The sequence below is a fragment of the Tolypothrix sp. PCC 7601 genome, from assembly GCF_025677855.1.
GTDB classification, from domain to species: Bacteria; Cyanobacteriota; Cyanobacteriia; order Cyanobacteriales; family Nostocaceae; genus Aulosira; species Aulosira diplosiphon.
Window position 1 is genome coordinate 7,463,582 of sequence record NZ_CP064879.1, and the last position, 23,645, is coordinate 7,487,226.

Consider the following 23,645-nt stretch of genomic DNA (forward strand, 5'->3'; position numbering starts at 1 on the left):
ATTTATTCCCATTGGTGTCAACTTAAGCTAAAAGCGATATAGGGCGGGCGTTGTACAAATCCCTCGCGCCCTCATCCCCTAACCCCTTCTCCCGCAGGAGAAGGGGAACTAAATCTCTTGCTCCCATCTCCCACAGGGAGATGGGCTGGGGGTGAGGGCGAAACCTTGCAACCAAAGGGGAATGGGGATTTATTCCCATTGGTGTCAACTTAAGCGAAAAGCTATATAGGGCGGGCGTTGTACAAATACCTCGCGCCCTCATCCCCTAACCCCTTCTCCCGCAGGAGAAGGGGAACTAAATCTCTGGCTCCCCTCTCCCACAGGGAGAGGGGCTGGGGGTGAGGGCGAAACCTTGCAACCAAAGGGGAATGGGGATTTATTCCCATTGGTGTCAACTTAAGCTAAAAGCGATATAGGGCGGGCGTTGTACAAATCCCTCGCGCCCTCATCCCCTAACCCCTTCTCCCGCAGGAGAAGGGGAACTAAATCTCTTGCTCCCATCTCCCACAGGGAGATGGGCTGGGGGTGAGGGCGAAACCTTGCAACCAAAGGGGAATGGGGATTTATTCCCATTGGTGTCAACTTAAGCTAAAAGCGTATAGGGCGGGCGTTGTACAAATCCCTCGCGCCCTCATCCCCTAACCCCTTCTCCCGCAGGAGAAGGGGAACTAAATCTCTGGCTCCCCTCTCCCAGAGGGAGAGGGGCTGGGGGTGAGGGCGAAACCTTGCAACCAAAGGGGAATGGGGATTTATTCCCATTGGTGTCAACTTAAGCGAAAAGCTATATAGGGCGGGCGTTGTACAAATACCTCGCGCCCTCATCCCCTAACCCCTTCTCCCGCAGGAGAAGGGGAACTAAATCTCTGGCTCCCCTCTCCCAGAGGGAGAGGGGCTGGGGGTGAGGGCGAAACCTTGCAACCAAAGGGGAATGGGGATTTATTCCCATTGGTGTCAACTTAAGCTAAAAGCGTATAGGGCGGGCGTTGTACAAATAACTCGCGCCCTCATCCCCTAACCCCTTCTCCCGCAGGAGAAGGGGAACTAAATCTCTGGCTCCCCTCTCCCAGAGGGAGAGGGGCTGGGGGTGAGGGCGAAACCTTGCACAAGAGCGGGTTTCACGTTAAGTTGACACCAATGATTTCTTCCCCTACCGCTTCTGCTTGCTCTGCTCTCTCATCCTTTTCTTTCCTGTTTCATATCAACCTAAGTAAAAATACTTCTTTAGGAAGAAGACAGCCATATATGAAAGTGAGAACGGGATTTTTACTCAACACTTTCAAATGAAGCAAGAAGTAATTAAGGCCTCTGTAACAGCATTGTTTTCATGGTCTTCAATCTAAAATCCAAAATCTAAAATCCAAAATTTGTCTAAGCTATTCCTAGCTTTGCAGCAATCAAATATGATTCCTATATCATCGATCATGACTAAATTGAAATAGTCGCTTTCAAGGAGTGTTGGAATTGATAATTGATAGTTGATAATCAATAGTTCATTATTCATAATTTATTCATAATTGAGCGAAATTATGAAATTTACTTCTTGATCACAAAAATTTAATAATTCAAATTTTTTGGCATAAATTTAGTGAATGCAGTTGATATGTGTATAGCAGCATTGATCACTGGGGACTTAACTACATGACTTACACCACTTATAACCTAGATAATTTCTCTGTACCCTTGCCGATCGCTCAAGCAGCACGCACAATTGCTCAAAAGTTTGCCAACCAACAACCAACTCCCGAAAAAGCAGCACAAGTGAGGCTAAATACCTTAGCTGTGTTGGTAGTAAATGACTATTTGCAAATGATGGAGATTGAAACAAATCTCAGCGCTGGTGATAGCTGGAATCCTGCAATGCGATTATTTGCAGATATCGCCGACTTAGTTATACCCGGACTAGGTCGTTTGGAATGTCGCCCTGTTGGTGTTTTAGCAAATACTTGTGCTGTTCCCCCAGAAACATGGGAAGAACGCATAGGTTACATAGTTATACAAATTGATGAATCTCTACAAGAAGCAAAATTGCTGGGTTTTGTAGCCAGTGTGGATACGGAAGAACTGTCTTTGAGTAAATTAAAATCTCCTGAAGCTTTCATTGAACATTTAGCACAATTAAAACTATCTTCAGCCAGCAAGCCAGTAAATTTAAGTCAGTGGTTTGCTGGTATATTTGAATCCAGTTGGCAAACTGTCGAAGCATTGTGGAATTCTCAAGCACCTGAATTAGCTTATGGGTTTCGCGGCCCGGAAACTTTTGAACAAGAAACTTCCCATCGGCTAGAAACAATTACGAGGCGGGCAAAATTGATGGATTTTGGCATTCAAATTGCCGATAAACCCCTGATGTTGATTGTGGAACTTTGCCCCCAAGCTAACGACAAAACCCATATTCGCCTGCAGTTACATCCCACAGGGAAGTTAAATTTTTTACCAGCAGGAGTGCAACTCACAGTTTTAGATGATTCAGGCGCAGTATTTTTAGAAGCGCAAGCCAGAAGCGCCGACAATTACATTCAGTTACAGTTTCGCGGTGTGACTAAAGAAATATTTAGCGTCAGAGTAGCATTTAATGATATCAGTATTACAGAACAGTTTGTGATCTGAAGGTGCAGCTACTTTCCCCATTGTCAGTAATTGGTAATAGGGATGTAATATTTTTAACACACAGGGTGATTCAAAATTCTAGGCTGATGATTGTGAATTTTGAATTTTCAATGGGAGCGCAGCGACTGTCATGAGTAAGTTAGTGGTTCTGAAGTTTGCATACGGTAGTTTCGAGCAAGGATTTGCTGTTACTCTCCAAATTGGTGAAGAATGCGATCGCCCTAACACAGAAATCATGGGTAAGCTGCCGCCATGTCCGGAAATTCCCCTATATTATAGTCACTGGCAAACTATTTATCGTCGCTTAGGTAATGTTTATCGCCTAGATGCAGATAAAGTACAGATAACGAATGTGTCAATGACACAAGACTGCCTGCATACATCTCATATTTTACGGGCACGCTTCAATACTTGGCTGCGCTCAGAAGAATTTCGCCCCATCCGGGAAAAATGGCTAGAAAGCCTCTTACCCACAGACCAAGTGCGAGTAATTTTGCAAGCAGAAAATAGCCAATTGCAGCGATTACCTTGGCATCTTTGGGACTTACTAGAACGCTACCCCAAAGCCGAAATTGCTTTATCATCGCCAACTTATGAGCGCATACCAAAATCACGCACCCCCAACAAAGTGGTGAATATTTTGGCGATCGTGGGTAATAGCGAAGGAATTGATACTCATGCTGATTTAGCACTACTACAACAATGTCGCAATGCAGATGTTTGTTTATTAGTAGAACCAGAACGCAAACAATTAACCGATCATCTTTGGGAAAAAAACTGGGATATTCTATTTTTCGCCGGACATAGTTCCAGTCAAGGCAAAGATGGGACTGGGCGAATATATTTAAATAAAACAGATAGTTTAACAATCGGTGAATTAAAGTACGCCCTGAAAAAAGCCATTGAACGCGGCTTACAATTAGCAATTTTCAACTCCTGCGATGGATTGGGATTAGCAACAGAACTTGCAGATTTGCAAATACCGCAAATGATCGTCATGCGAGAACCTGTCCCCGATCGCGTAGCGCAAGAGTTTTTAAAGTATTTAATCGGTAGCTTTGCAGGTGGGGATTTATTATATCAAGCAGTTAGGCAAGCCAGAGAACGCCTACAAGGGCTTGAAGATAGATTTCCCTGTGCAACTTGGTTACCAGTGATTTTTCAAAATCCCTCACAACCGCCCATGACTTGGGAATGTTTGACACGCACCTACAAAAAAGTCAACCCAAGTTTACCTTTAGTCACAAAACCCGGATTTCAAGCAGCATTCTTTTCCAGCGTGGTAATGACTGCGATCGTTTGCGGATTGAGATTTTTGGGAACATTACAAGGTTTAGAATTTCAAGCCTTCGATCAAATGATGCGATCGCGTCCTGATGAAGGGCCAGATTCGCGGTTGCTATTAGTCACCATTGACGATAACGACCTGGCATTTCAACGCCAAAATCGCGAAGAGTTAAAAGGAACTTCGCTCTCAGATAAATCACTCAACCAACTTTTGCTAACACTGCAAAAGTATCAACCCCGGGCCATTGGTTTAGATATTTACCGTGATTTTCAGGCCGAACCCAAAGATTTAATCTCCCGGCTGCAACAAACCGATAACTTAATAGGAGTTTGTAAAGGAAGTGATACCACAGAAAAAACTAAAGGCATTGCCCCACCACCAGAAATTCCAGTAGAACGCCTAGGATTCAGCGACTTTTTACATGATACAGATGGGGTAGTACGCCGCCAGCTGTTATTCATGACACCAGAAGCCGCATCATTATGTACTACACACTATGCACTCAGTACCCAACTCGCATTCCGCTATCTCTTACCTCTAGGAATTCAACCGACCTTTACCCCACAAAAACAGTTACAACTAGGCAAAACAGTATTACCTCGCCTAGCGTCCCGTGCGAGTGGCTATCAAAGTATTGATGCAAATGGCGGTCAACTATTACTCAACTACCGTTCCACCAAAAAGATAGCGGAACAGGTAACCTTCACACAATTAATCTCTGGACAAGTCAACCCCAAAGCCATCAAAGACCGCATTGTTTTGATTGGTGTCTCCGCCAAAGGAGATTTCCCAGACTACTGGGCTACACCCTACGGTAATAACTTAGACAAGCAAATGTCAGGAGTCGTAGTACAAGGGCACATGGTGAGCCAGATTCTCAGTGCAGTTTTAGATCATCGTCCCTTATTGCAAGTTTGGTCACCTTGGGTAGAAATCCTCTGGATTTGGAGTTGGTCTTTCATTGGCGGACTGCTAACTTGGCGAATCTCTTCCCAATCCTCATTAGTCATAGCCCTTGGCGTGACCTCAGGCGTACTGTATTTATTCTGCTTTGGTCTATTAATTTGGGGTTTTTGGGTACCTTTTATACCCTCATCTGCCTCATTAGTAGGCACAGTTGGCGTGATACTCATCCAAAATTCCAAATTTAAAATTCAAAATTCCAAATTAATCCGGGAAAATATTTAGGGCATGGGGCATAGGGCATAGGGCATAGGGCATAGGGCATAGGGCATAGGGCATTTATTATCGTTATTTCCCCATTACCCATTACCCATTACCCATTACCCATTACCCATTACCCATTCCCCATTCCCCAATCCCAAATTTCATCTTTTATTCCCAGTAAATCTTATGAAATTCATTTCATTACCAATGAAATTGTCTTTAGTATTTGCTGTTAGTTGCACTAGTATACTGCTGGGACAGACATCAATCGTCGCAGAACCAGGGAACTATAGACAGCTAATCAACACAAAGTCAAGTAACACTACTATTACAACCGTTAACTTTAATGTACCCACACCACCGCCAGAGCCACCGCCAGGGGGTCGCGTTTTGGGAGGGGCCAAACGTGGTACTTGTCCACTGTTTAAACCTGAACTCACAGCTTTAGTACCCTTTATTAAAAAAGCGGACTCAACTGAGGATGTTTGGGGATTGACGACAGCAGCACGCCCAACTTTTTGGTTTTATCTACCACTACCAAAAAATTGGAGTAATCGAGTGGAGTTTACTTTGCAAGATGACGCTGCCAACCAAATTTACCAAACTGCGATCGCTCTACCCAACCAACCGGGAGTTATCAACGTTTCTTTACCGCAAACTGTAGCACCATTGGAATTGAACAAACAATATCGCTGGTTTCTCAGTGTTTATTGCGATCCAGAAAAACAATCGCCGCCCATTTATGTTGAAGGAGTAGTTCAGCGAGTGAATTTGAATCAGGCGATCGCTCAACAAATAGAAAAAGCTAAACCTCAACAGCAGCTAGCGATTTACGCCCAAAATGGCATTTGGTACGAAACAGTGACAATTTTGGCACAATTGCTTCAAAAGAACCCTAACGATAGCAAGCTGCAAGCCGAATGGCAAAATTTAATTACCAGCATTGGTTTAAGTAACGTAGCAACGCAACCGATTGTTTCACAGTAACTTGCACTAATTCAGGTAGGAGAAAAAACAATTTGTGTAATTAATTCTGCCTAGGTACTGACACAATCCTAAGTTATTGCAACACATAAATTATCTATAGGGGCGCAAATTTTTGCGCCCTTAATTCATGTATTTCTCTTTTTTAAATGACCAAGTTAATAATTAGCATTACTGGGTGCGATTTCTACGGATATACTGCGTCTAAGTAGTGATGCAAAATTAAATATACATTTGTCATTGCGAACGTAACGAAGTGGAGTGAAGCAATCACAAGGGTTTTGGGGTTGCTTCGCTTCGCTCGCAATGACATAAATAATTTTGCGTGAGTACTTACATAGCTTGCGATCGCTCATCCATAGAGAACATCGGTTCCTTCATAACCAACCAGATCGGGTTGTCTATCAACGAGCGCTCATCCATAGAGAACATCGGTTCCTTCACAACCAACCAGATCGGGTTCTCTATCAATGAGCGCTCATCCATAGAGAACATCGGTTCCTTCACAACCAACCAGATCGGGTTCTCTATCAATGAGATCTCCTTCACGCACAACCAGATCTCCTTCACGCACAACCAGATCTCCTTCACAACCAACGAGCCAATTTTTCGATTAACTAGCTCTCAATAATTGATGTTTTAGCCTTCCCTAATGCATTGGCTGTGCTGCTATGATTGAATATCAGCCGCCCGTAACGATACTCTTTTCTTGCCAGAATGCGCGGATGGGTAGGTGTTAAAAAAGTAATCTCACCAAAAACCGTTAAAACTATTTGTATATAAGGCTTCCATTGTTTTATTGCTTCTCAATCACCCGCGCGCCTTACAGGGATTGACTTTCAGCCATTTTGGGTTTGCTGCTTCATTCTTGCTTATGTTATGATTGCACTGTCCGCGCAACAGAACCTTGAAAACTATATATACATTGGCTTTGGGGCTGCCGCAGTTTAAACTTCACTTAATCCCTATTAGGGATTGAAACAAAGAAATAGAGTTTTAAGAAATAGCCCTCACGTGAGGGTTTAAACTTCACTTAATCCCTATTAGGGATTGAAACAACCAAATTACACGCCTACGGGCGTTTTTTTATGAGTTTAAACTTCACTTAATCCCTATTAGGGATTGAAACAGTGGAAATAGGAATAACACCTAAAAGAGCAAATGGTTTAAACTTCACTTAATCCCTATTAGGGATTGAAACCAATCACTTGAATGACCTTTGTATTTCTTTCCTCAATGTTTAAACTTCACTTAATCCCTATTAGGGATTGAAACAGGGAATTATCAAAGGAATTATTTGGAGAAGTCCCGTTTAAACTTCACTTAATCCCTATTAGGGATTGAAACAGGGATGGTGTTCTAACTGACTGCTGCTTCTGCGCCATTGGTTTAAACTTCACTTAATCCCTATTAGGGATTGAAACGAGCTTGTCTTAAATAGTCATTGGAAGAGTTTTGTTTAAACTTCACTTAATCCCTATTAGGGATTGAAACTTTCAACTTCTTCAATATTGCTAGATACTCTAGAAGTTTAAACTTCACTTAATCCCTATTAGGGATTGAAACATATACTACTGATGCGCCTGTTTGCCTACCCTTTGTTTAAACTTCACTTAATCCCTATTAGGGATTGAAACTAATTTTAGGCAAAATAAAAACCCCTCTAGTTGAGTTTAAACTTCACTTAATCCCTATTAGGGATTGAAACAATGGAATAAATAAATGGTATTTTGAATAGAGGTAGAGTTTAAACTTCACTTAATCCCTATTAGGGATTGAAACTCTACAAGGCAACCCATTCGGGCCAGGCTTGATGGTTTAAACTTCACTTAATCCCTATTAGGGATTGAAACTTTATTGAGAATGTTGACCCTCCATACGGAACAAGTTTAAACTTCACTTAATCCCTATTAGGGATTGAAACTTACTCAAAAGTATGCGGCTGAAATTAATCAGAAAGTTTAAACTTCACTTAATCCCTATTAGGGATTGAAACAACTGTTGCACCCATCTCTTCAGGCGTATAGACTGGTTTAAACTTCACTTAATCCCTATTAGGGATTGAAACCACTTAAATTCGTGGCATTACCTAGCATCAAATCAGTTTAAACTTCACTTAATCCCTATTAGGGATTGAAACTCAACAAAACACGCTTTTAAACTCTCTTAACTCAAGTTTAAACTTCACTTAATCCCTATTAGGGATTGAAACCAGGATACCGCAGAATTGATGAATTAATGGATGCGGGTTTAAACTTCACTTAATCCCTATTAGGGATTGAAACCTCTTAGTAGTTTCTCAGCAAAACGGTTGATCGCCTCACAGGTTTAAACTTCACTTAATCCCTATTAGGGATTGAAACCAAAGAATTAAAGCATCGCAATCTTGGACTATATATAGCGTTTAAACTTCACTTAATCCCTATTAGGGATTGAAACAAGAGTAGGTAGCAATCAAGGTTTGATTGCATCAAGTTTAAACTTCACTTAATCCCTATTAGGGATTGAAACTCCAGAACCCCCACTAAGCCCATACAAAACTTTGCAGTTTAAACTTCACTTAATCCCTATTAAGGATTGAAACTGATATTTAATTTCTCTGCACATTCCCTAGCCTGATTGAAATTTCACCTAATACCAATTTAAATAATGTTGGCGACAAATAAAGTCTTTGTAGGGGCACGGCATCCACCATACGTGTCAACTTAACGCGAAACCTGCTTGGTTGCAAGGTTTTTGCCCTCACCCCCAACCCCTCTCCCACCGGGAGAGGGGAGCAAGAGATTTAATTCCCCTTCTCCTGGGGGAGAAGGGGTTAGGGGATGAGGGCGAAAGTTTTGTACAACGCCCGTCCTATATAGCTTTTAGCTTAAGTTGACACGTATGGGCATCCACAATCTTTTGGTATATCAAATTATCTGACTGGTGCCCCTAAAATCTGTCGCATTCTTTTTTCAAAATGGTAAGCTATTCTGCTTTTAAGTTGCACAATCCCTCATGAGGTCTGTTGACGGTTGACCGTTGACAGTCAACCGTTAACAGTTAACAGCCTTCATGAGTAGTTATGCCATTTAGGCGCGCATTAGCTTATTATGTGTTTTTTACCTGGTTATGTTTAACTAGCCATGCAGCAACAGCAGATTTTAATTTAGCTTTTTCAGTCTCTTTAATACCTTGCGGATCGAAGCGATCGCGGTAATATAATTCCACTATCAATGGCAAATCATCAATTAAATTAGCTGCCGGTAATTCCTCTTTTAGCCTCTGTAGCCAAGTTTTTAAAGACTCGGAAGGATGACGGTGTAATCCTAAATCTTCTAACTTCTGTGCAATTAAATAAAATTCATCATCCTTTCTATGGAAATCAGATTTAGCTCGTTTCTCAGTGACTAATTGTTTTTTAGATAAACGGCGAGCGGTACTTTTAGAATTAAACTTCCACAACCGCAACAACATTAATGGCATAATTAGCCACCAGCCATAATTCAATAGACTTTTAACTAAGTTAGAACGTAACCAGCCTGAAAGTTTAAATCTAAAGAATGACCATAAATCAGAGATGAATGCTAATTTAGACGCATTGGCATTTTCTATATTTGCCCAATCAGCAGGTGTTGTATCAAAGGTTTGCCATTTACCATTTATATAAGCCAATGTCCAAGCATGAGCATGGCGACTACGTACTATATATTGTTTCTCTAATTGGCTAAATTCGCGAACTGAATAACCTACTGCATAACGAGCGGGTATCCCAGCAGCACGTAAAATTAATGTAGTAGCAGTGGCAAAATATTCACAATGTCCAGCGCGAGTTTCTAATAAAAACGCTGATAAAGGTGTTGGTTGATTATTTTTACCTGTAAGTTTTAAAGAATAACGAAAATTCTTGATAAAGAAGCTATCTACAAGCTGTAAAATTTGGCGTGGCGATTTTCCGGTAATATTTAATTGGTTAATAACTTGATTGATTGTTTCCTGTTCAGTTGTAGCTATTTGCAAATCATCTGCTGTGGGTGGGCTATCTAAGGAAAGGCGATCATTAAACATGGCTCGGTAAGCGATCGCATCATTTTTACCCTCTACTTTTACTGTGCCATATTTATTTTTTTCCATGCGGCTGACTGGTAAATTGTCAATTTCAAATGTGCCATTAGGCAACCGCAGTAAGCCTTTACCTCTATTCAAATTAGCAGAAATAGTGAGAGTTGAGCCTGTGACTGGTTTATTATCTAAACGCCAATTGCTACCACTAACATCAGATTGTACAGGAGTAAAATTAGGATTAGCGGCTATCCAAACCGCAGATTTATATTTATTATAAGTTGCTTCTTTTAATAAACCGGGAGAAACTTGGGAATTATCAGATTTGACTCGGAATATAATTGTATCTGATTGCTTTAAAACTCCAATTTCACCAATACTCGTTTGTTTGGTTTTTGAATCGATTAATTGTCCTATACTATTAGCATTACTTAACCATGAAACAACAGCACTTTCTAAATTCTGTTGCAGTTGATAGACTCCCATTTGTCCGATAAAACCTACACCTCCAGCTAGTAAAATTAAACTCAGCCAGATACTTACTGAAAATCGCTGCGATCGCACAAACCATAGGGCAATGCCAATCAGAATAAACATCCCAAGATAAAAAGAAATTTCCTGACTATTTGCGGCTCCCGCCGATAAAATACAAATACCAAAATAGGGATAATTTAAATTAATAATGAAGCGTTTTGATTCTACTTGTGTTAATTTCTTCAGCGATACAAAAAGTGTCCGAATATCAAAACTTTCATTTATCGAATATGTTTGAGCAGCTAGCAGAGGAAAAAATACTAATGGCAACCACTGCAAGAGAGTGTAGACTAAGTAAATGGAACGGTTAGTAGTGATTAAAGAACCAAATACAACCAGGAAAATCATCACACACAACTTAGCAATGCGTTGGAAATCATCATTGGAAAAATCCCACCGCGAATTTATCAAGTGATATCCTGCTAAAATTGCAGACATGGGTATAGCAAAAATCCACATTCCTGTCTGCGATCCCCAAAAAATTAAAGCCGCACTCAACAGCAGCACTGGCGCTTTCATAGATGCATTAGTTCCTCTTGTATATTGCCCAAAGTTAAAATATGAAAAGTTGCTAGTTCATCGTTCATCGAGGCTAAATCAGAGTGATCTAATTCACCTGCTTGATTGGTAACGACTAAAACTAAAGTATGGATACCCATAGTTTTGAGATAATTAACTAATCTTTTTCTATCTTCATCCCAACAGAGAAAGATACAGATACAGCCACTCAATAAAGATAATTTCTCCAATACTGCGGGAATAATTGCATCAAAAGTTTTATCTCGACAGGCAACAACAGAAGCTAAAATTTCCAGCATCTTATCAGTATGGCTAATTCCCCTACCAAAGGTAAAACAATAAGCTTCATGACCGACAAACATTAAATCTAATAATGATTCTTGGGTTTGCACTTCACAAGCTAATGAAGCAGCAATTGAGATTGCTGATTCTAAAATTTCGCTATAGTTCACGCTTTGAAATGTATCTAAAATCAACGCGTGTCGGACAAAAAACTCATCCTGTTCTTCTTTAACAATTGGCTTACCAACTTTCGCCCAGCTTTTCCAGTGAATTTTTCGCAGTGGATCTCCCGGACGATAATCACGCAATGACCTAAATTCTTCTGAATCACCTACAGAAGAAGCTAAAGCCACACCACCAGATTGATGTTTTTTAACACCAGGAAGTTGAATTGGTGGCAGTTGATATAACTTAGGTAAAACTAATAAAGATTGGGGTAAAGAAATAGTTTTACAAGCATTAAATAAACCAAAAGGATCGGGTCTAGCTACTGTCAGCCCAGTGAGCCGCATTATACCTCTGTGAGTAGGGATGATTTCAGCAATAATTTCTGTTTTGCTATGAGGTGCTAAGACTGGTAACTTTATTGGTAGAGCTACACCGCATTGTTGGCGAGCAATTAACCACAGCCATCTGTCGTATCCAAAAGCTTGATTTAAAGACCGTTGCCGAGTTTTGACTGTTGTTGATGTTGCTATGAAATCATTAAAACTAGGACGGGAATCTGCCAAATTTTCAAATAATTTTAGTCCTTGTTGAATTTTATCGCTTTTGTGATGAATGACAATTTTGTAATTTAGTTTTACGCCCACAGTTGCGAATCTAGGTAGATGGCGATGAGCACTAAAACGATAGCGAAAAAATAAGCTATAAACTATAGCAATAGTGATAATAGATAACAAGAAAGTCACTACTTGATAGTTCATACTTTCATTACTAGAGCCAGTAAAACCAGATGCGATCGCTAGTAATAAAATCAACATACCGCTAACAGTAACTCGTCTAATTAACTTGCGGTGGATGCCATAACTAAAATAGAAAAGACGATAGATAAAAAGTTTCATCTTTCACTGTTGCTATCAAACTGGAACTTTAACAGATTTGAGAATATCTTCCACAACACTGATGGCGGTTCTCCCAGAAAAACGCGCTTGTGGTTCCATAACCAAACGGTGAGCAATTACAGATACCGCTAGTTCTTGGATATGTTCTGGTGTGACAAATTCATAGCCATCAAATAAGGCTAATGCTTGAGCAATTTTCATCAAAGCAATAGAAGCTCTTGGACTAGCGCCTAATTGCACCCCTGGAGCCGAGCGAGTAGCATTAACAATATCTACAAGGTAAGTTTTTAATTCTTGAGAAATACGGACTTGTTTGACTTGCTGTTTTAAAGTCATAATGTCCTGCAAATCAACACAAGGTTGAATGGTATCGATAGGGTGTTGTTGAATTTGGTCAGAAAGTAAATTCACCTCATCTTCCGGCGATATATACCCCAAACTAAACTGCAGTGCAAAGCGATCCATTTGCGCTTCTGGAAGAGGGTAAGTACCGCGAGATTCCACAGGGTTTTGAGTAGCAATCACAAAAAAGGGGTCTTTCAGTTTTCGCAAATTCCCATCAATACTGACTTGAAACTCTGCCATAGCTTCTAGTAATGCGGATTGGGTACGTGGTGAAGCACGGTTAATTTCATCAGCCAAGACAATATGAGCAAAAATCGGGCCTTCGTGGAAATGAAAGGTGCGTTCGTTGGGATCAAGCATGGATAAGCCTAAAATATCCGAAGGCAACAAATCTGGTGTAAATTGAATCCGCTTAAAAGTGACATCTACAGAGTATGCGAGAGCTTTTGCTAAGGTTGTTTTACCTGTTCCTGGATAATCTTCCAGTAGCACATGTCCACCACTAGCAAAGGCTGATAGCAATTTTCTAATTGCAGTTGATTGCCCTTTTATGACCTTTTGGATATTATGAAAAATTCTTTGATAAATTTCTTGGCTTGGCAATTGATGAGTTTGTAGGTTAGGATTATCCATTTTCCTTCATTGCACAGAATGTCATGAAGTTAATGTACCCATTTACCACCTGTAACTTTGGGTAATTCTAAAAATAAAATAATCCTAAATTTTTCAAAGAAGAAGATCAGCGAATTATTCCTACACAAGCCAGAAAATTTCACCCACATTTCATTGAGTAGGATGCATTGGCTCGCGTAACGCACCCTCCGAGATTTTCTCTTGCAGTATTTTCTGAACTTAATTGTGGAAACCAAAATATCCCCACAACTTCCTCACATTTTTTACCTATAACTCAAAGTAATACCAAATCAAATAATGTTTGCGAAACATCAATAGATTCTAGAGGGCAAGGCACTGCCTTGCCCCTAAAATCTGTCGCATTCTTTTTTAAATTGGTATAAGAGTAAAAAGCCAGGTCGATGGCTGATTTCAAAGTAACTATAACTTATGCACAATCTCAAATTACCCAATTGTCCAAACGAAAATCACACAATAAAAAATAATCAAAGATTAGGGAAATCGAGAATATCAAACGTCAAATTGATATTCCTGCCACAATGAAACAAGCGTTGGGAGATGAAGATCAAGAATGCTATGCCAAGCTGGAAGAAATGGCAGAACAAGCATTTGACGACCAATGCACAGGCGCAAACCCCCGCTATCCGCTAATGAACGACCTGAAAGAATTATATGTTCTAGCCTATCAAGGTTGTCGTATCGATGCTGCACTCTATCTCAAACTTTTTCGATGGTGATGTCGGATTGCACAAGGTAGAAGTTTGATAATTGTAGGGGCACAAAATACTGTGCCCCTACCCTTGTAATCGGATTTACGTTAAATATACTGTACTCTACGGAAGGGGAAGCGATCGCCATCATTGCTCAACCACACTTCTGTATATCTGCATTAAATTAGCAATTTTATCCGTGGTGATATAGTTCGATACAGGAAATTCAGTAAAAGCAGGTGTATTGATCCTTAAATTATAGAGCGATCGCAGTTTTGGAACATGAAAACCAAATTGTCTCTGTAGTTAGCTATATTACAACCAAACTTGATGCTCTCGTCATTGCCCCTTTTACTTTCGTAAAATTCCGCAGACATGGATTTGCCCGCAAGCTACTAGCATTTTTAATTGAGGAATTATTGCACATATACCCAAGAGTCAGGCTGTGGGTAGATGAAGATAATATTGAGGCAATTAGGCTGTATCAATCCTTGGGTTTTCATATTATTGGCAAATGCTACTCCGGTTATTGGAAAGAGGTAATTTAAACTCAATTCTTACGTGAGTAATCTCAGATTAGATTTAACTAATTATCTTTGGCTTAAAATCTTTGGGTAAGATTTACAATGCATGAAATCAAATTAATTTTTAATAGGTTACTTATTCAAATAATGTCTGTGACAGATTAATTCTATGTAGGGGCACGGCACCAGTAAGATAATTGAATCTACCAAAAGATTATAGATGCCGTGCCCTACCCAATACTCGGTTAAGCGTTTTGAACTCAAAATTGGTTTTGGGGAAAAGGTTAAAGCTTAAGCGTTAAAGGTGTTTTCTTTTCCTTTTCCCATTCCCCTTTTTCCCATTAACCTCTTAGATGAGGTTGAGTAAAAGATATTGAAAAATTAGTTAGGAATCTACCAGCAATTAATCATGTAATTATTTTTACTTAATTACATAAACCATCACCACGGCTCCAAAGCAGTGAATTTTAGCGGTGAAAATATCTTTTAAGAATAGATAAAGTCTCATAAAGGTAACTTCATATTTCCAATTCAGTATTTTAGTGCATATATGCATTGTTGTGTCAACCCCATGTATGCCAGATGAATATGTGTTTAATTTATCCAAAAACTAGTTGATATATGGTAAAAGGATATTTATACAGCATTTCTACTAACAGAGATGAATCTTCTATCTGAGTGCATCCGACAAAATACGCAAGACTTACAGTATTTAACCAGCCTAAATTTCTGTAAGGCAGAAAAAGCAATATTTAATCTCTTGAATGCTTATAAAATAAGCGTTTGAGTGTTTATTTTCTAGCAAGATATCAAAAATAGCAGTTTTTTGCTAAAGCTCCTACTGTGCGAGATTTATAGACTATTTTGTCTGTAATTAATTAAAAATGCTAATTATTTTGGATTTCCAGCTTCTATAGTTTTTTTGAGTTAGGGTAAAGAACTAAATCATCAGGTACAAAAAGTTATCTGATGATTTTGAGTCTCTAAAGACGAATTGGGTAAAATGCATCTAAATATTGTGAGGCAAATATGACAATTGGTGGAATTGTAACTGCAAAATTGCAGCTTTAATGTTTACAGGATTCAATCCTTGAAATTGCTAAGGCTGAGTAATCATCTGCCTGCAATCAATTTTCTCTTTTGATTATCAGTCAATATCTTAAAACTTGCATTCTCTTTAAAGAAGGTGCTGAATTTGCTCTAAATGTCATCGCATTCTTAGAGCCAACTAAAATATTGCTTGGTTATTTGGCAGAGATGCTTATTTTGAATACAGGTATCAACCTTGAGATGGAATAAAAAAAGATACCCTATCAAAATAATTTATCTTTCACATCAACTCATAAAGAGGTTTTTTGAGAAATATCAAGTACAAACTTTACGGAATTGGTAAAGATTGCTTGTATATCTTCAATTAAGTTCCCTATTAAGTTTTGGCATATTTAGGACTAGTTGACTGAGACAAACTAGGATTTTTCCAACTTTATAATTCTGGGATGCATCATCTATGCATATATTGCCATTGGCGAGAGACAGCTTGCCTATAGTTTGCTGTCTTAAGATTTTTTACTATCTATATTTCTTTCATGATGGGCGATCGGCATCAGTTGTGCGATTGTTTCCGCTACCTATTTACTCTCTCATCCTTGGGAATGGAGAGTTTGAAATCTATACACGTGAGGAGGAAATCAATGATTTATAGAGTTTCTGTTGCAATATCTCATCTATTGTTGCTCTTGGTGACGCAATCTGCATTCGCCGGAGAACCTTGTTTGCCAAAACCCAATCCCCAACATAAGCCACAACCTAATCCTGAAGCACATCCCAAACCTAATCCTCAGCCCAAACCGCAACCCAATCCTGAAGCACATCCCAAACCTAATCCCCAACCCAAACCGCAACCCAATCCTGAAGCACATCCCAAACCTAATCCCCAACCCAAGCCGCAACCTAATCCTGAATCAAATCCCAAACCAACCCCACAACCGAATCCTAACCCCCAACCAAACCCTAACCCCCAGCCAAATCCCGAATCAAATCCGCAACCCAATCCCAATCCACAACCAAACCCTAACCCCCAACCGAATCCTGAATCAAATCCGCAACCCAATCCCAACCCCCAACCAAACCCCAACCCCCAACCGAATCCTGAATCAAATCCGCAACCAAATCCCAACCCCCAACCGAACCCTGAATCAAATCCACAACCCAATCCTAATAATCCCCAACCAAATTCCAATCCTCAAAACAATCCACCAGGTAATGTCAATTCTCAACCCCAACCAAACCCGCAATCTAGTCCTAGTACTCAACCCAATGGCCAACCTATTGCTGATTCTCAGCCGGAACCTAAAAAGAAAAGCAAAGTAGTTGGAAACCTTGTTCCTATTTCTTCTATGCCACTTGCTGGTGCTAGAAGGGTAAAAGTTGGTCATACAGACATTTCCGGTTCTGTGTTTGCAGGCGGTGGTACCTTCCCCACAGCTGGAGTTGAAGGCACTGTTAGCCATCGTTTGGCTAAAAATACATTCCTCTTTGGACAAGCTACATACAATCCTGCAGCTCCATCTGATGCAATTGGAGCAGGAGGCGTAACTGCTGGAGTTGTATTGAATGCACCTGGTGATTCTCTTCGTCACAACAGCTATGTCGGAGTTTATAGCAACGTCGTTGGTGTTGGAAATACTGGTGGAGACGAGGTTTCTCAAACTGCCTTTGGCAACGTAGGAATCATTGGAGGGGTTCAGCGCCCTGTGGGAGAAAAAGTATCTGTGTTTGCTCAAGCAGAAGCAGCCCAACGGTTGTACTCTTTTGCAAAGACAGCACAAGGTCAAGCCGCAAGAATTTCTGGCGGTATGTCTGTAGCTCTATCTTGTACATCTGGAGCCGCCTTAGTTGGAGACTATACCGTTGGATCTAACCAATACTCGGAATGGGGTGTAAGAGGGGTTGTTAACTTTGACTTTGTAGGAACTCCTTGTGGTATCAAGCAAGCAAGCGCCTCTTCTAATGTCGTAAAAGTTACTAAATACCTTGTGACTCTCATCGGAGCTAATCCCACTGCTCAAGAGGTAACAAAGGCTGGGCTAACTCCTCCTAATGCAAATCCTGAAGCATATCGCCTCCAATCTGAACGTTGGGTAGGGGAGAAATCACAGGTTGAGGAAAAGTTAGTTGTTAGTGCTGTTGAGGTAGAGAGTACACCCGACAAGATCCTCTTGGTAAGAAATTCTATATCTCCTCAAACTTTTGACAAAGCTGAAAAACTTGCAGCTGATCGCGAACCGCAAAAAGCATTTGAAGAGATTCGCAACTTGCTCCAAGCTGAGGAACAAGACAAGAACTTCAACCTTGAGGAAGAAGTAAAAAGAATTGCACAGGAAAAAGGAATGGCTCTGGCTTCAGTACAACAGCTTGGTTTTGCCTTCACTTACCAGAACCGCCTGATTGGTGTGGTGGATAGCGACTTATCCCAGCCTTTGGTTGGTAAAGCTCGCGAGGTTTCTCCTGCTGAGTTGATGGTTGTCAAAGAAGTTGTCAACAAACAAGGGAATACCATTTTGCCTGCTCTCGCAACAGGTTACACCACAAGAGGAACAACCCTCGGAGGAAACAGCATCGTCAATGGTAAGGTGCTGACACCTGGAACCAGAGTTCAAGTACCTAAGAAAAACGACGTGATTCTTCCGGTTTCTAGTACTGCTGCAGTTGAATCTCCTCAGATCCAATGGACTAGGGTTGAGAATAAGTAACCACTATGAACTGAGTAACCGGATGGAAAAGGCTTAGAGAATAAGGACTAGACGTTAAATAATATTTTTGACTAAGGATTCAGCATTTTTAACTTACACCAATATTGAGCAGAGGGGGAAGCAAAATGAAGGCTCACAATCAAAGCTTTCTGCAAGTTGCTTCCTCTGTTCGCTTGCTTTCTCTATCCAGCAAAGAAGATGTGATCGCTATTGCTATTGAGCAATGTATACTTGCATACAAACTTCAAACAGCTTTTGCTTGCAGCAGTTTGTATCACTGGCAACGATCAGACAGTTCGTCTCTCAAGGTATGATTGCCAGTAACCGTGTTGTGCACGGCTCAATTAGGATTGCGATATGCTAATTCTGCTCCGCTTTTCCCAGAATCATCTGGAACTATTCACCAGTAACGATGTCAACTCCATACTGGAAAGGATTAGTAGCTTTGACAATATCTGGTTGCGTTGTATTCGCTTCCGCGATCGCACTGCCATTGCTAAAATTATTAACCACTTCGGACTTCTGCCATCTCGCGTTGATATGGTTTTCAATCATTTTCCTCTAGGAATTGATGAAGATATAGAGGATTGTTTATTTGATAACTATGAAATTATGACTAATCAAATAAAAAATCGCGAGTTTGAGATAGTGCGTGGCAGTATTGTAGTAGGCAGCAATTTTATCCTCACATTTGAAACTACCGAAATCAGAATTTTAACTACCCTAACTAATAATATACAAAAGGGAATTATCAATCTCCAAAATCAGAATGTAGATTATCTCATCTATCTTATTTATAGAGATATATTAAATAATTACTATACTGTATTTGACTATATTTCTAGACAACTGGATGATTTAGAAGATGCAGTTTTGGATAATTCTGGCGATGAATCAACCTACCAGAAAATTGCCACAATGAGGCAATCTACTCGCTGCGGCAGACGTAATTTTCAAAGCATCAAGTCTCTGCTAGCTATGATAGATTATGAAGATTTTCAATGGTTAAGTTCGCCAGTCAAGGAACTGTTTCATCAAGAATTAGCCCACCAAGTCGATAAACTCTGGCAAGAATACCAAGCTTTGAGAATCTGGATGTCAGAATTACTCGAAATTCAACGCGATAATACTGCTAGCAAAACGAGTGAACGAATTAATCGCCTGACTATCCTTTCTACAGTATTTTTACCACTTACTTTCATTACCGGATTTTATGGCATGAACTTCAAACATATGCCTGAATTAGAACACCCTTTGGCTTATCCTATGGTGATTTGTGTGATGGTATGTATTGTGCTTGGCAGTATTATGTATGCTAAAAAACAAAGTTGGCTTTAAGTAAATCAGTGCAATTAAAGATTCCTCGCCTTGGAATACAAATCATAAACTACAGATTGTTATTCTGGCTATAACTTTTGTTATAGGAATATATGCTGATGTTAACAACGAAAGTCATAGCGAATTTATATATTTCGTTGATGATGTCTTTCAGACTTTTTTCAGATGTTAATTCTTATCATCAATTTTAATATAAAAGTATTCATACTGAATAAAGATTATATATTTTATGAACAGCTAAATAATACAAAAATATTTTGTTTCTTTCTCAACTATTAGACTTAGTAAAAATTAATTGTATATTCTTGTTCAATAAAGGCTATTAATAATTAATTTTTCAAGTTTACTCAAAGCAAAAGCATAATTACACTATCACTTGTAGGACAGCATTATGGCATCAGGAATGATGCTCGCAGGTAAATGGATAACCGATGCAAGCGAGCAAAATCAAAGTAGTGATTTACATGACATACCAACAACCTTTCGCGATCGTATCACATCTGATGGATCTAGCGGCTTTAAGGCAGAAGCAGAACGCTATCACCTCTATGTTTCTTTAGCTTGTCCTTGGGCACATCGCACCTTAATTATGCGAGAACTTAAAGGATTGAATGATGTTATTTCCGTTGCTATTGCCGATATAGTTATGAGTGACAAGGGCTGGAAGTTTTCTCAACCCTCAGGAGCAAGTTCTGACTCGGTAAATTACGCTCGATATCTCCAAGAAATATATCTGAAAGTCAATCCTCAATATACGGGTAGAGTTACAGTTCCGATGTTATGGGATAAACAAAATCAAACCATCGTCAACAACGAATCTCGCGAAATTATGCGAATGTTTGACGTAGAGTTTGCTTCCTTAGCAACACAAAAAATAGATTTATACCCACGGGAACTACAGCAGCAGATTGATGAAACAATTGATGCCATTTATCTACCAATTAATGCTGGTGTATACCGAGCAGGTTTTGCGAAGGAGCAAACAGCTTATGAAGATGCAGTCACTGAACTGTTCGAGAATTTAGATAGATGGGATACTATTCTGAACAAGCAGCGCTATTTGTGTGGTAATCAACTCACGGAAGCTGATATTTGTATGTTTGCAACCCTATATCGCTTCGACTCAGTATACTACAGTCTGTTTAAGTGCAATTTGCGGCGAATTATCGACTATCCAAACCTCTGGAATTATCTCAAGGATTTATATCAGCAGCCGGAGTTCAAAGCCACTTGCAATCTAGGCTATACCAAGAGTTCTTATTACATGAGTATGACTGAGATCAATCCTAATAGAATTGTACCTTCTGGGCCAATCATTAATTTTGAGGAACGGCACAACCGCGATCGCTTCGTTCAGGTGTAGTTGCGATCGCCTCAGTATCAAAAAAATTGCCCAATCTAACTGGAGTAAAACCTTGAATCTTGTATCAGTTATCCACTACGTTGCAACTATCACAGCAGATATCGACCCTTGCTAGAATTTATGCCAGTCATCTTTCAAGAGACGACCCCAGCTTTTCGTCATGCACTTCTAAAGGCTGTGGAAATTTAGGAAATACTTTCATCTTGTAGTGGCTCTAGAAATTTAAATGCGATCGCATGAGCATCAGCATCAGCAACACCTAGAGTTTTGAGAATCATTTTAGCAATCTGCTCGGGATAGTCTGGCTCTGTGTGTCCTGCCAAAATACTACGCATTGCCATCAATCCTGTGCCCAATATCAGGTCGATTGCTGCTTGCAAGCTATCAACCTGAAAACGCTTCAGTCGTATACCTGCTTCCAAGTCAGTCATCACACCCCTTTCGATTGTTTCACTCAGTGGGGCTGCCACTAATCCAATCCGGACAATTACCCATCCCCAAGTCGAATCTTGCTGCGCTTGATGCAGGAATTGGCGAAGAGCGATCGCCATTCGTTCCGCCGGATCGTCAATCACCACAGACTGCGCCCAAATCTTTTGATTCATCTCATCACTCAAAGAGGCTGCAACCGCTTTCAGCACATCCTCCCGGGTTTGAAAATAGTTATAGAAAGTTCCTCTAGCAACCTTGGCTTCTGCAATGATGTCATCAATTGTCACTGCATCTGCTTCTTTACCAGCAAATACTCGATAAGCTGCCGCAATCAGACGTGATTTTGTGCGTTCTCGTTTTTCTAAACCAATTGATGCTCGACGAGATGGCTTCATATTGCAGCATAAAAATAGCGGTTCACTTAGCATAACTTGGTGTTGATGCTAGTATCAAAATGACGAAAACGTCAAAATGACTTTAATGTCATTTATTGCTAATTAACACCAATTATGTGCAGCAGGAGTGCCAGTCATGCGTATTGCGATCATTGCCTTGGGAAGTCGAGGGGATGTTCAACCTTATATCGCTTTAGGAAAAGGCTTAAAAGCAGCAGGGCACTTTGTACGCCTATTAAGCCATGAAAACTTTGCAGATCTGGTAAGTTCCTACGAGCTAGAATTTTCCCCAATGCACGGCAATGTGCAAGAAATTGTCGAAAGTCAGGAAATGCGGCAGCTCTTAGAGACAGGAAATTTTCTGAAGATTACTGCTTACACGGCACAACAAACACAACGTGCAGCTATCAATTGGGCGCAAGCAGGTTTATTGGCTTGTCAAGGCATGGATTTATTAGTGTCAGGAGTTGGGGGACTATACCTTGGCATTTCATTGTCCGAGAAGTTGAACGTTCCCTTGTTGCAAGCCTATGTCTTTCCCTTTACCCCAACAAAAACATTTCCTGGGGTTCTTTTTCCCCAATCTCTAGCCAAATTCGGAGGTACTGTAAATTGGCTATCCCATCACGCGATCAGACAAATCATGTGGCATGGATCTCGCACAGGTGATGCATTAGCTCGAAAGCAAGTACTGAATTTACCTGTAGCTCCATTTTTCGGCCCCTATCAAAGCGCTCATCTGCATCGTTATCCAACTCTCTACGGTATCAGCCCATCTGTGATTCCCAAACCATCAGATTGGCAGAATACCCACGTGACAGGCTACTGGTTTTTAGATGCAGCACCAAATTGGACTCCACCTTCAGCCCTAATAGAATTTCTTGAAAGTGGGCCACCCCCTGTGTATATTGGCTTTGGCAGTATGGGTAACAGAAATCCAGAACAAACTGCCGAGCTTGTATTGCAAGCCTTAGAAACAACTCAACAACGAGCGATTATACTCTCTGGCTGGGGTGGTATAAGTACCAAAAATTTGCCGGATAACGTTTATCTTGTAGATTCTATACCTCATTCATGGCTTTTCGAGCGTGTCGCTGCGATCGTGCATCACGGCGGTGCGGGTACCACAGCTGCTGGTCTAAGGGCGGGCGTTCCCACAATTATTATTCCGTTCTTTGGAGATCAGAGCTTTTGGGGGCAACGTGTAGCACAGTTAGGGGTATGCACAGAACCGATTCCACGTCAACAACTAACGGCAGAAGGACTTGCACAAGCAATTCGACAGGCAATGAGCGATCAAACGATGCGTCAACGAGCAGCTCACTTAGGCGCAACAATTCGAGATGAAGATGGGATTGCAAATGCAGTTTCCGCTATACAGACAATCACAAATCTCAGAGCTGGCTGAAGAAGCATTCTACAATTTATCTCTCTAATGCCAATTATCCATATCTTCCGGTAAACAAAAAGCCCCGACTGAATGCAGTCGGGGCTTTTTGTTTCATGAATAAACCTGGCATCGAGCTATTGTGGCGTAGGGCAACCCCTAGACTATCGTGGCCGCAGCAGCGTTTCACCTCTGAGTTCGGGATGGAGTCAGTGTGGTTCCACAGCGCAATAGACACCAGGAAAACTTGTGGTTGGTTGACGGTTAACGGTTAACAGTT

15 protein-coding genes, 1 rRNA gene and 1 CRISPR repeat array are annotated in these 23,645 nt (G+C 40.5%); of the genes, 10 read left to right on the forward strand and 6 right to left on the reverse strand.

The window, feature by feature from the left end:
* Nucleotides 1-1,638: 1,638 nt before the first annotated feature.
* From HG267_RS30305 to HG267_RS30315, 3 genes are all read left to right on the forward strand, one after another.
* Nucleotides 1,639-2,607: a DUF1822 family protein gene (locus HG267_RS30305; protein WP_045873112.1), complete on the forward strand. Its 969-nt coding sequence runs from the start codon at nucleotides 1,639-1,641 to the stop codon at nucleotides 2,605-2,607.
* A gap of 130 nt (nucleotides 2,608-2,737) precedes the next feature.
* Nucleotides 2,738-5,083 (forward strand): CHASE2 domain-containing protein, encoded by a 2,346-nt coding sequence (locus HG267_RS30310; protein ID WP_045873113.1) that lies wholly within the window; start codon nucleotides 2,738-2,740, stop codon nucleotides 5,081-5,083.
* A 165-nt stretch (nucleotides 5,084-5,248) separates the two neighbouring features.
* Nucleotides 5,249-6,049, forward strand: a complete 801-nt coding sequence (locus HG267_RS30315) for a DUF928 domain-containing protein (RefSeq protein ID WP_045873114.1) — start codon at nucleotides 5,249-5,251, stop codon at nucleotides 6,047-6,049.
* 330 nt (nucleotides 6,050-6,379) lie between these two features.
* Here the strand turns inward: HG267_RS30315 and HG267_RS30320 are convergent, their stop codons facing one another.
* From HG267_RS30320 to HG267_RS30335, 4 genes are all read right to left on the reverse strand, one after another.
* On the reverse strand, nucleotides 6,380-6,637 hold the full coding sequence (locus tag HG267_RS30320; RefSeq protein ID WP_263419989.1) for a hypothetical protein: 258 nt from the start codon (nucleotides 6,635-6,637) through the stop codon (nucleotides 6,380-6,382).
* A gap of 354 nt (nucleotides 6,638-6,991) precedes the next feature.
* Nucleotides 6,992-8,630: a CRISPR direct-repeat array (repeat unit 37 nt; unit sequence GTTTAAACTTCACTTAATCCCTATTAGGGATTGAAAC).
* Between the two features lie 506 nt (nucleotides 8,631-9,136).
* Complete coding sequence (locus tag HG267_RS30325; RefSeq protein ID WP_045873116.1) at nucleotides 9,137-11,140, reverse strand: transglutaminase domain-containing protein; 2,004 nt, start codon at nucleotides 11,138-11,140, stop codon at nucleotides 9,137-9,139.
* Nucleotides 11,137-12,486 (reverse strand): DUF58 domain-containing protein, encoded by a 1,350-nt coding sequence (locus HG267_RS30330; RefSeq protein ID WP_045873117.1) that lies wholly within the window; start codon nucleotides 12,484-12,486, stop codon nucleotides 11,137-11,139. The genes HG267_RS30325 and HG267_RS30330 overlap by 4 nt, the downstream gene beginning before the upstream one ends.
* Before the next feature lie 15 nt (nucleotides 12,487-12,501).
* The gene (locus HG267_RS30335) at nucleotides 12,502-13,464 is read right to left on the reverse strand and encodes an AAA family ATPase (RefSeq protein ID WP_045873118.1); all 963 of its coding nucleotides are present in this window, start codon (nucleotides 13,462-13,464) and stop codon (nucleotides 12,502-12,504) included.
* A 539-nt stretch (nucleotides 13,465-14,003) separates the two neighbouring features.
* Between HG267_RS30335 and HG267_RS30340 the strand changes: the two genes are divergently transcribed.
* From HG267_RS30340 to HG267_RS30365, 6 genes are all read left to right on the forward strand, one after another.
* The gene (locus HG267_RS30340) at nucleotides 14,004-14,201 is read left to right on the forward strand and encodes a hypothetical protein (protein WP_045873119.1); all 198 of its coding nucleotides are present in this window, start codon (nucleotides 14,004-14,006) and stop codon (nucleotides 14,199-14,201) included.
* A gap of 248 nt (nucleotides 14,202-14,449) precedes the next feature.
* Nucleotides 14,450-14,722 (forward strand): GNAT family N-acetyltransferase, encoded by a 273-nt coding sequence (locus tag HG267_RS30345; protein WP_045873120.1) that lies wholly within the window; start codon nucleotides 14,450-14,452, stop codon nucleotides 14,720-14,722.
* 1,667 nt (nucleotides 14,723-16,389) lie between these two features.
* Nucleotides 16,390-18,450 carry a hypothetical protein gene (locus tag HG267_RS30350; protein WP_052335342.1) on the forward strand — a complete coding sequence of 687 codons (2,061 nt, stop codon included), beginning with the start codon at nucleotides 16,390-16,392 and terminating at the stop codon, nucleotides 18,448-18,450.
* A gap of 125 nt (nucleotides 18,451-18,575) precedes the next feature.
* Nucleotides 18,576-18,764 carry a hypothetical protein gene (locus tag HG267_RS30355; protein ID WP_045873121.1) on the forward strand — a complete coding sequence of 63 codons (189 nt, stop codon included), beginning with the start codon at nucleotides 18,576-18,578 and terminating at the stop codon, nucleotides 18,762-18,764.
* Between the two features lie 43 nt (nucleotides 18,765-18,807).
* A complete protein-coding gene (locus tag HG267_RS30360; protein ID WP_045873122.1) occupies nucleotides 18,808-19,788 on the forward strand; it encodes a magnesium transporter CorA family protein in 981 nt (326 codons plus the stop codon).
* A 391-nt stretch (nucleotides 19,789-20,179) separates the two neighbouring features.
* The gene (locus tag HG267_RS30365; RefSeq protein WP_045873123.1) at nucleotides 20,180-21,151 is read left to right on the forward strand and encodes a glutathione S-transferase family protein; all 972 of its coding nucleotides are present in this window, start codon (nucleotides 20,180-20,182) and stop codon (nucleotides 21,149-21,151) included.
* A 185-nt stretch (nucleotides 21,152-21,336) separates the two neighbouring features.
* On the opposite strand, the gene HG267_RS30370 is transcribed toward HG267_RS30365, so the two are convergent.
* The gene (locus HG267_RS30370) at nucleotides 21,337-21,978 is read right to left on the reverse strand and encodes a TetR/AcrR family transcriptional regulator (RefSeq protein WP_045873124.1); all 642 of its coding nucleotides are present in this window, start codon (nucleotides 21,976-21,978) and stop codon (nucleotides 21,337-21,339) included.
* A 136-nt stretch (nucleotides 21,979-22,114) separates the two neighbouring features.
* On the opposite strand from HG267_RS30370, the gene HG267_RS30375 reads away from it, so the two are divergent.
* The gene (locus tag HG267_RS30375) at nucleotides 22,115-23,386 is read left to right on the forward strand and encodes a glycosyltransferase (RefSeq protein ID WP_045873125.1); all 1,272 of its coding nucleotides are present in this window, start codon (nucleotides 22,115-22,117) and stop codon (nucleotides 23,384-23,386) included.
* Between the two features lie 103 nt (nucleotides 23,387-23,489).
* Here HG267_RS30375 and rrf read toward each other — a convergent pair.
* Nucleotides 23,490-23,607: ribosomal RNA gene (gene rrf / locus HG267_RS30380) — 5S ribosomal RNA — on the reverse strand.
* Between the last annotated feature and the right edge of the window lie 38 nt (nucleotides 23,608-23,645).

Bases quoted from the DNA above. Each gene is read 5' to 3' on its own strand.
- HG267_RS30330 (WP_045873117.1), bottom strand. From the start codon at position 12,486: ATGAAACTTTTTATCTATCGTCTTTTCTATTTTAGTTATGGCATCCAC.
- HG267_RS30350 (WP_052335342.1), top strand. From the start codon at position 16,390: ATGATTTATAGAGTTTCTGTTGCAATATCTCATCTATTGTTGCTCTTG.
- HG267_RS30310 (WP_045873113.1), top strand. From the start codon at position 2,738: ATGAGTAAGTTAGTGGTTCTGAAGTTTGCATACGGTAGTTTCGAGCAA.
- HG267_RS30305 (WP_045873112.1), top strand. From the start codon at position 1,639: ATGACTTACACCACTTATAACCTAGATAATTTCTCTGTACCCTTGCCG.
- HG267_RS30315 (WP_045873114.1), top strand. From the start codon at position 5,249: ATGAAATTCATTTCATTACCAATGAAATTGTCTTTAGTATTTGCTGTT.
- HG267_RS30340 (WP_045873119.1), top strand. From the start codon at position 14,004: ATGAAACAAGCGTTGGGAGATGAAGATCAAGAATGCTATGCCAAGCTG.
- HG267_RS30365 (WP_045873123.1), top strand. From the start codon at position 20,180: ATGGCATCAGGAATGATGCTCGCAGGTAAATGGATAACCGATGCAAGC.
- HG267_RS30370 (WP_045873124.1), bottom strand. From the start codon at position 21,978: ATGAAGCCATCTCGTCGAGCATCAATTGGTTTAGAAAAACGAGAACGC.
- HG267_RS30355 (WP_045873121.1), top strand. From the start codon at position 18,576: ATGAAGGCTCACAATCAAAGCTTTCTGCAAGTTGCTTCCTCTGTTCGC.
- HG267_RS30335 (WP_045873118.1), bottom strand. From the start codon at position 13,464: ATGGATAATCCTAACCTACAAACTCATCAATTGCCAAGCCAAGAAATT.
- HG267_RS30360 (WP_045873122.1), top strand. From the start codon at position 18,808: ATGCTAATTCTGCTCCGCTTTTCCCAGAATCATCTGGAACTATTCACC.
- HG267_RS30325 (WP_045873116.1), bottom strand. From the start codon at position 11,140: ATGAAAGCGCCAGTGCTGCTGTTGAGTGCGGCTTTAATTTTTTGGGGA.
- HG267_RS30375 (WP_045873125.1), top strand. From the start codon at position 22,115: ATGCGTATTGCGATCATTGCCTTGGGAAGTCGAGGGGATGTTCAACCT.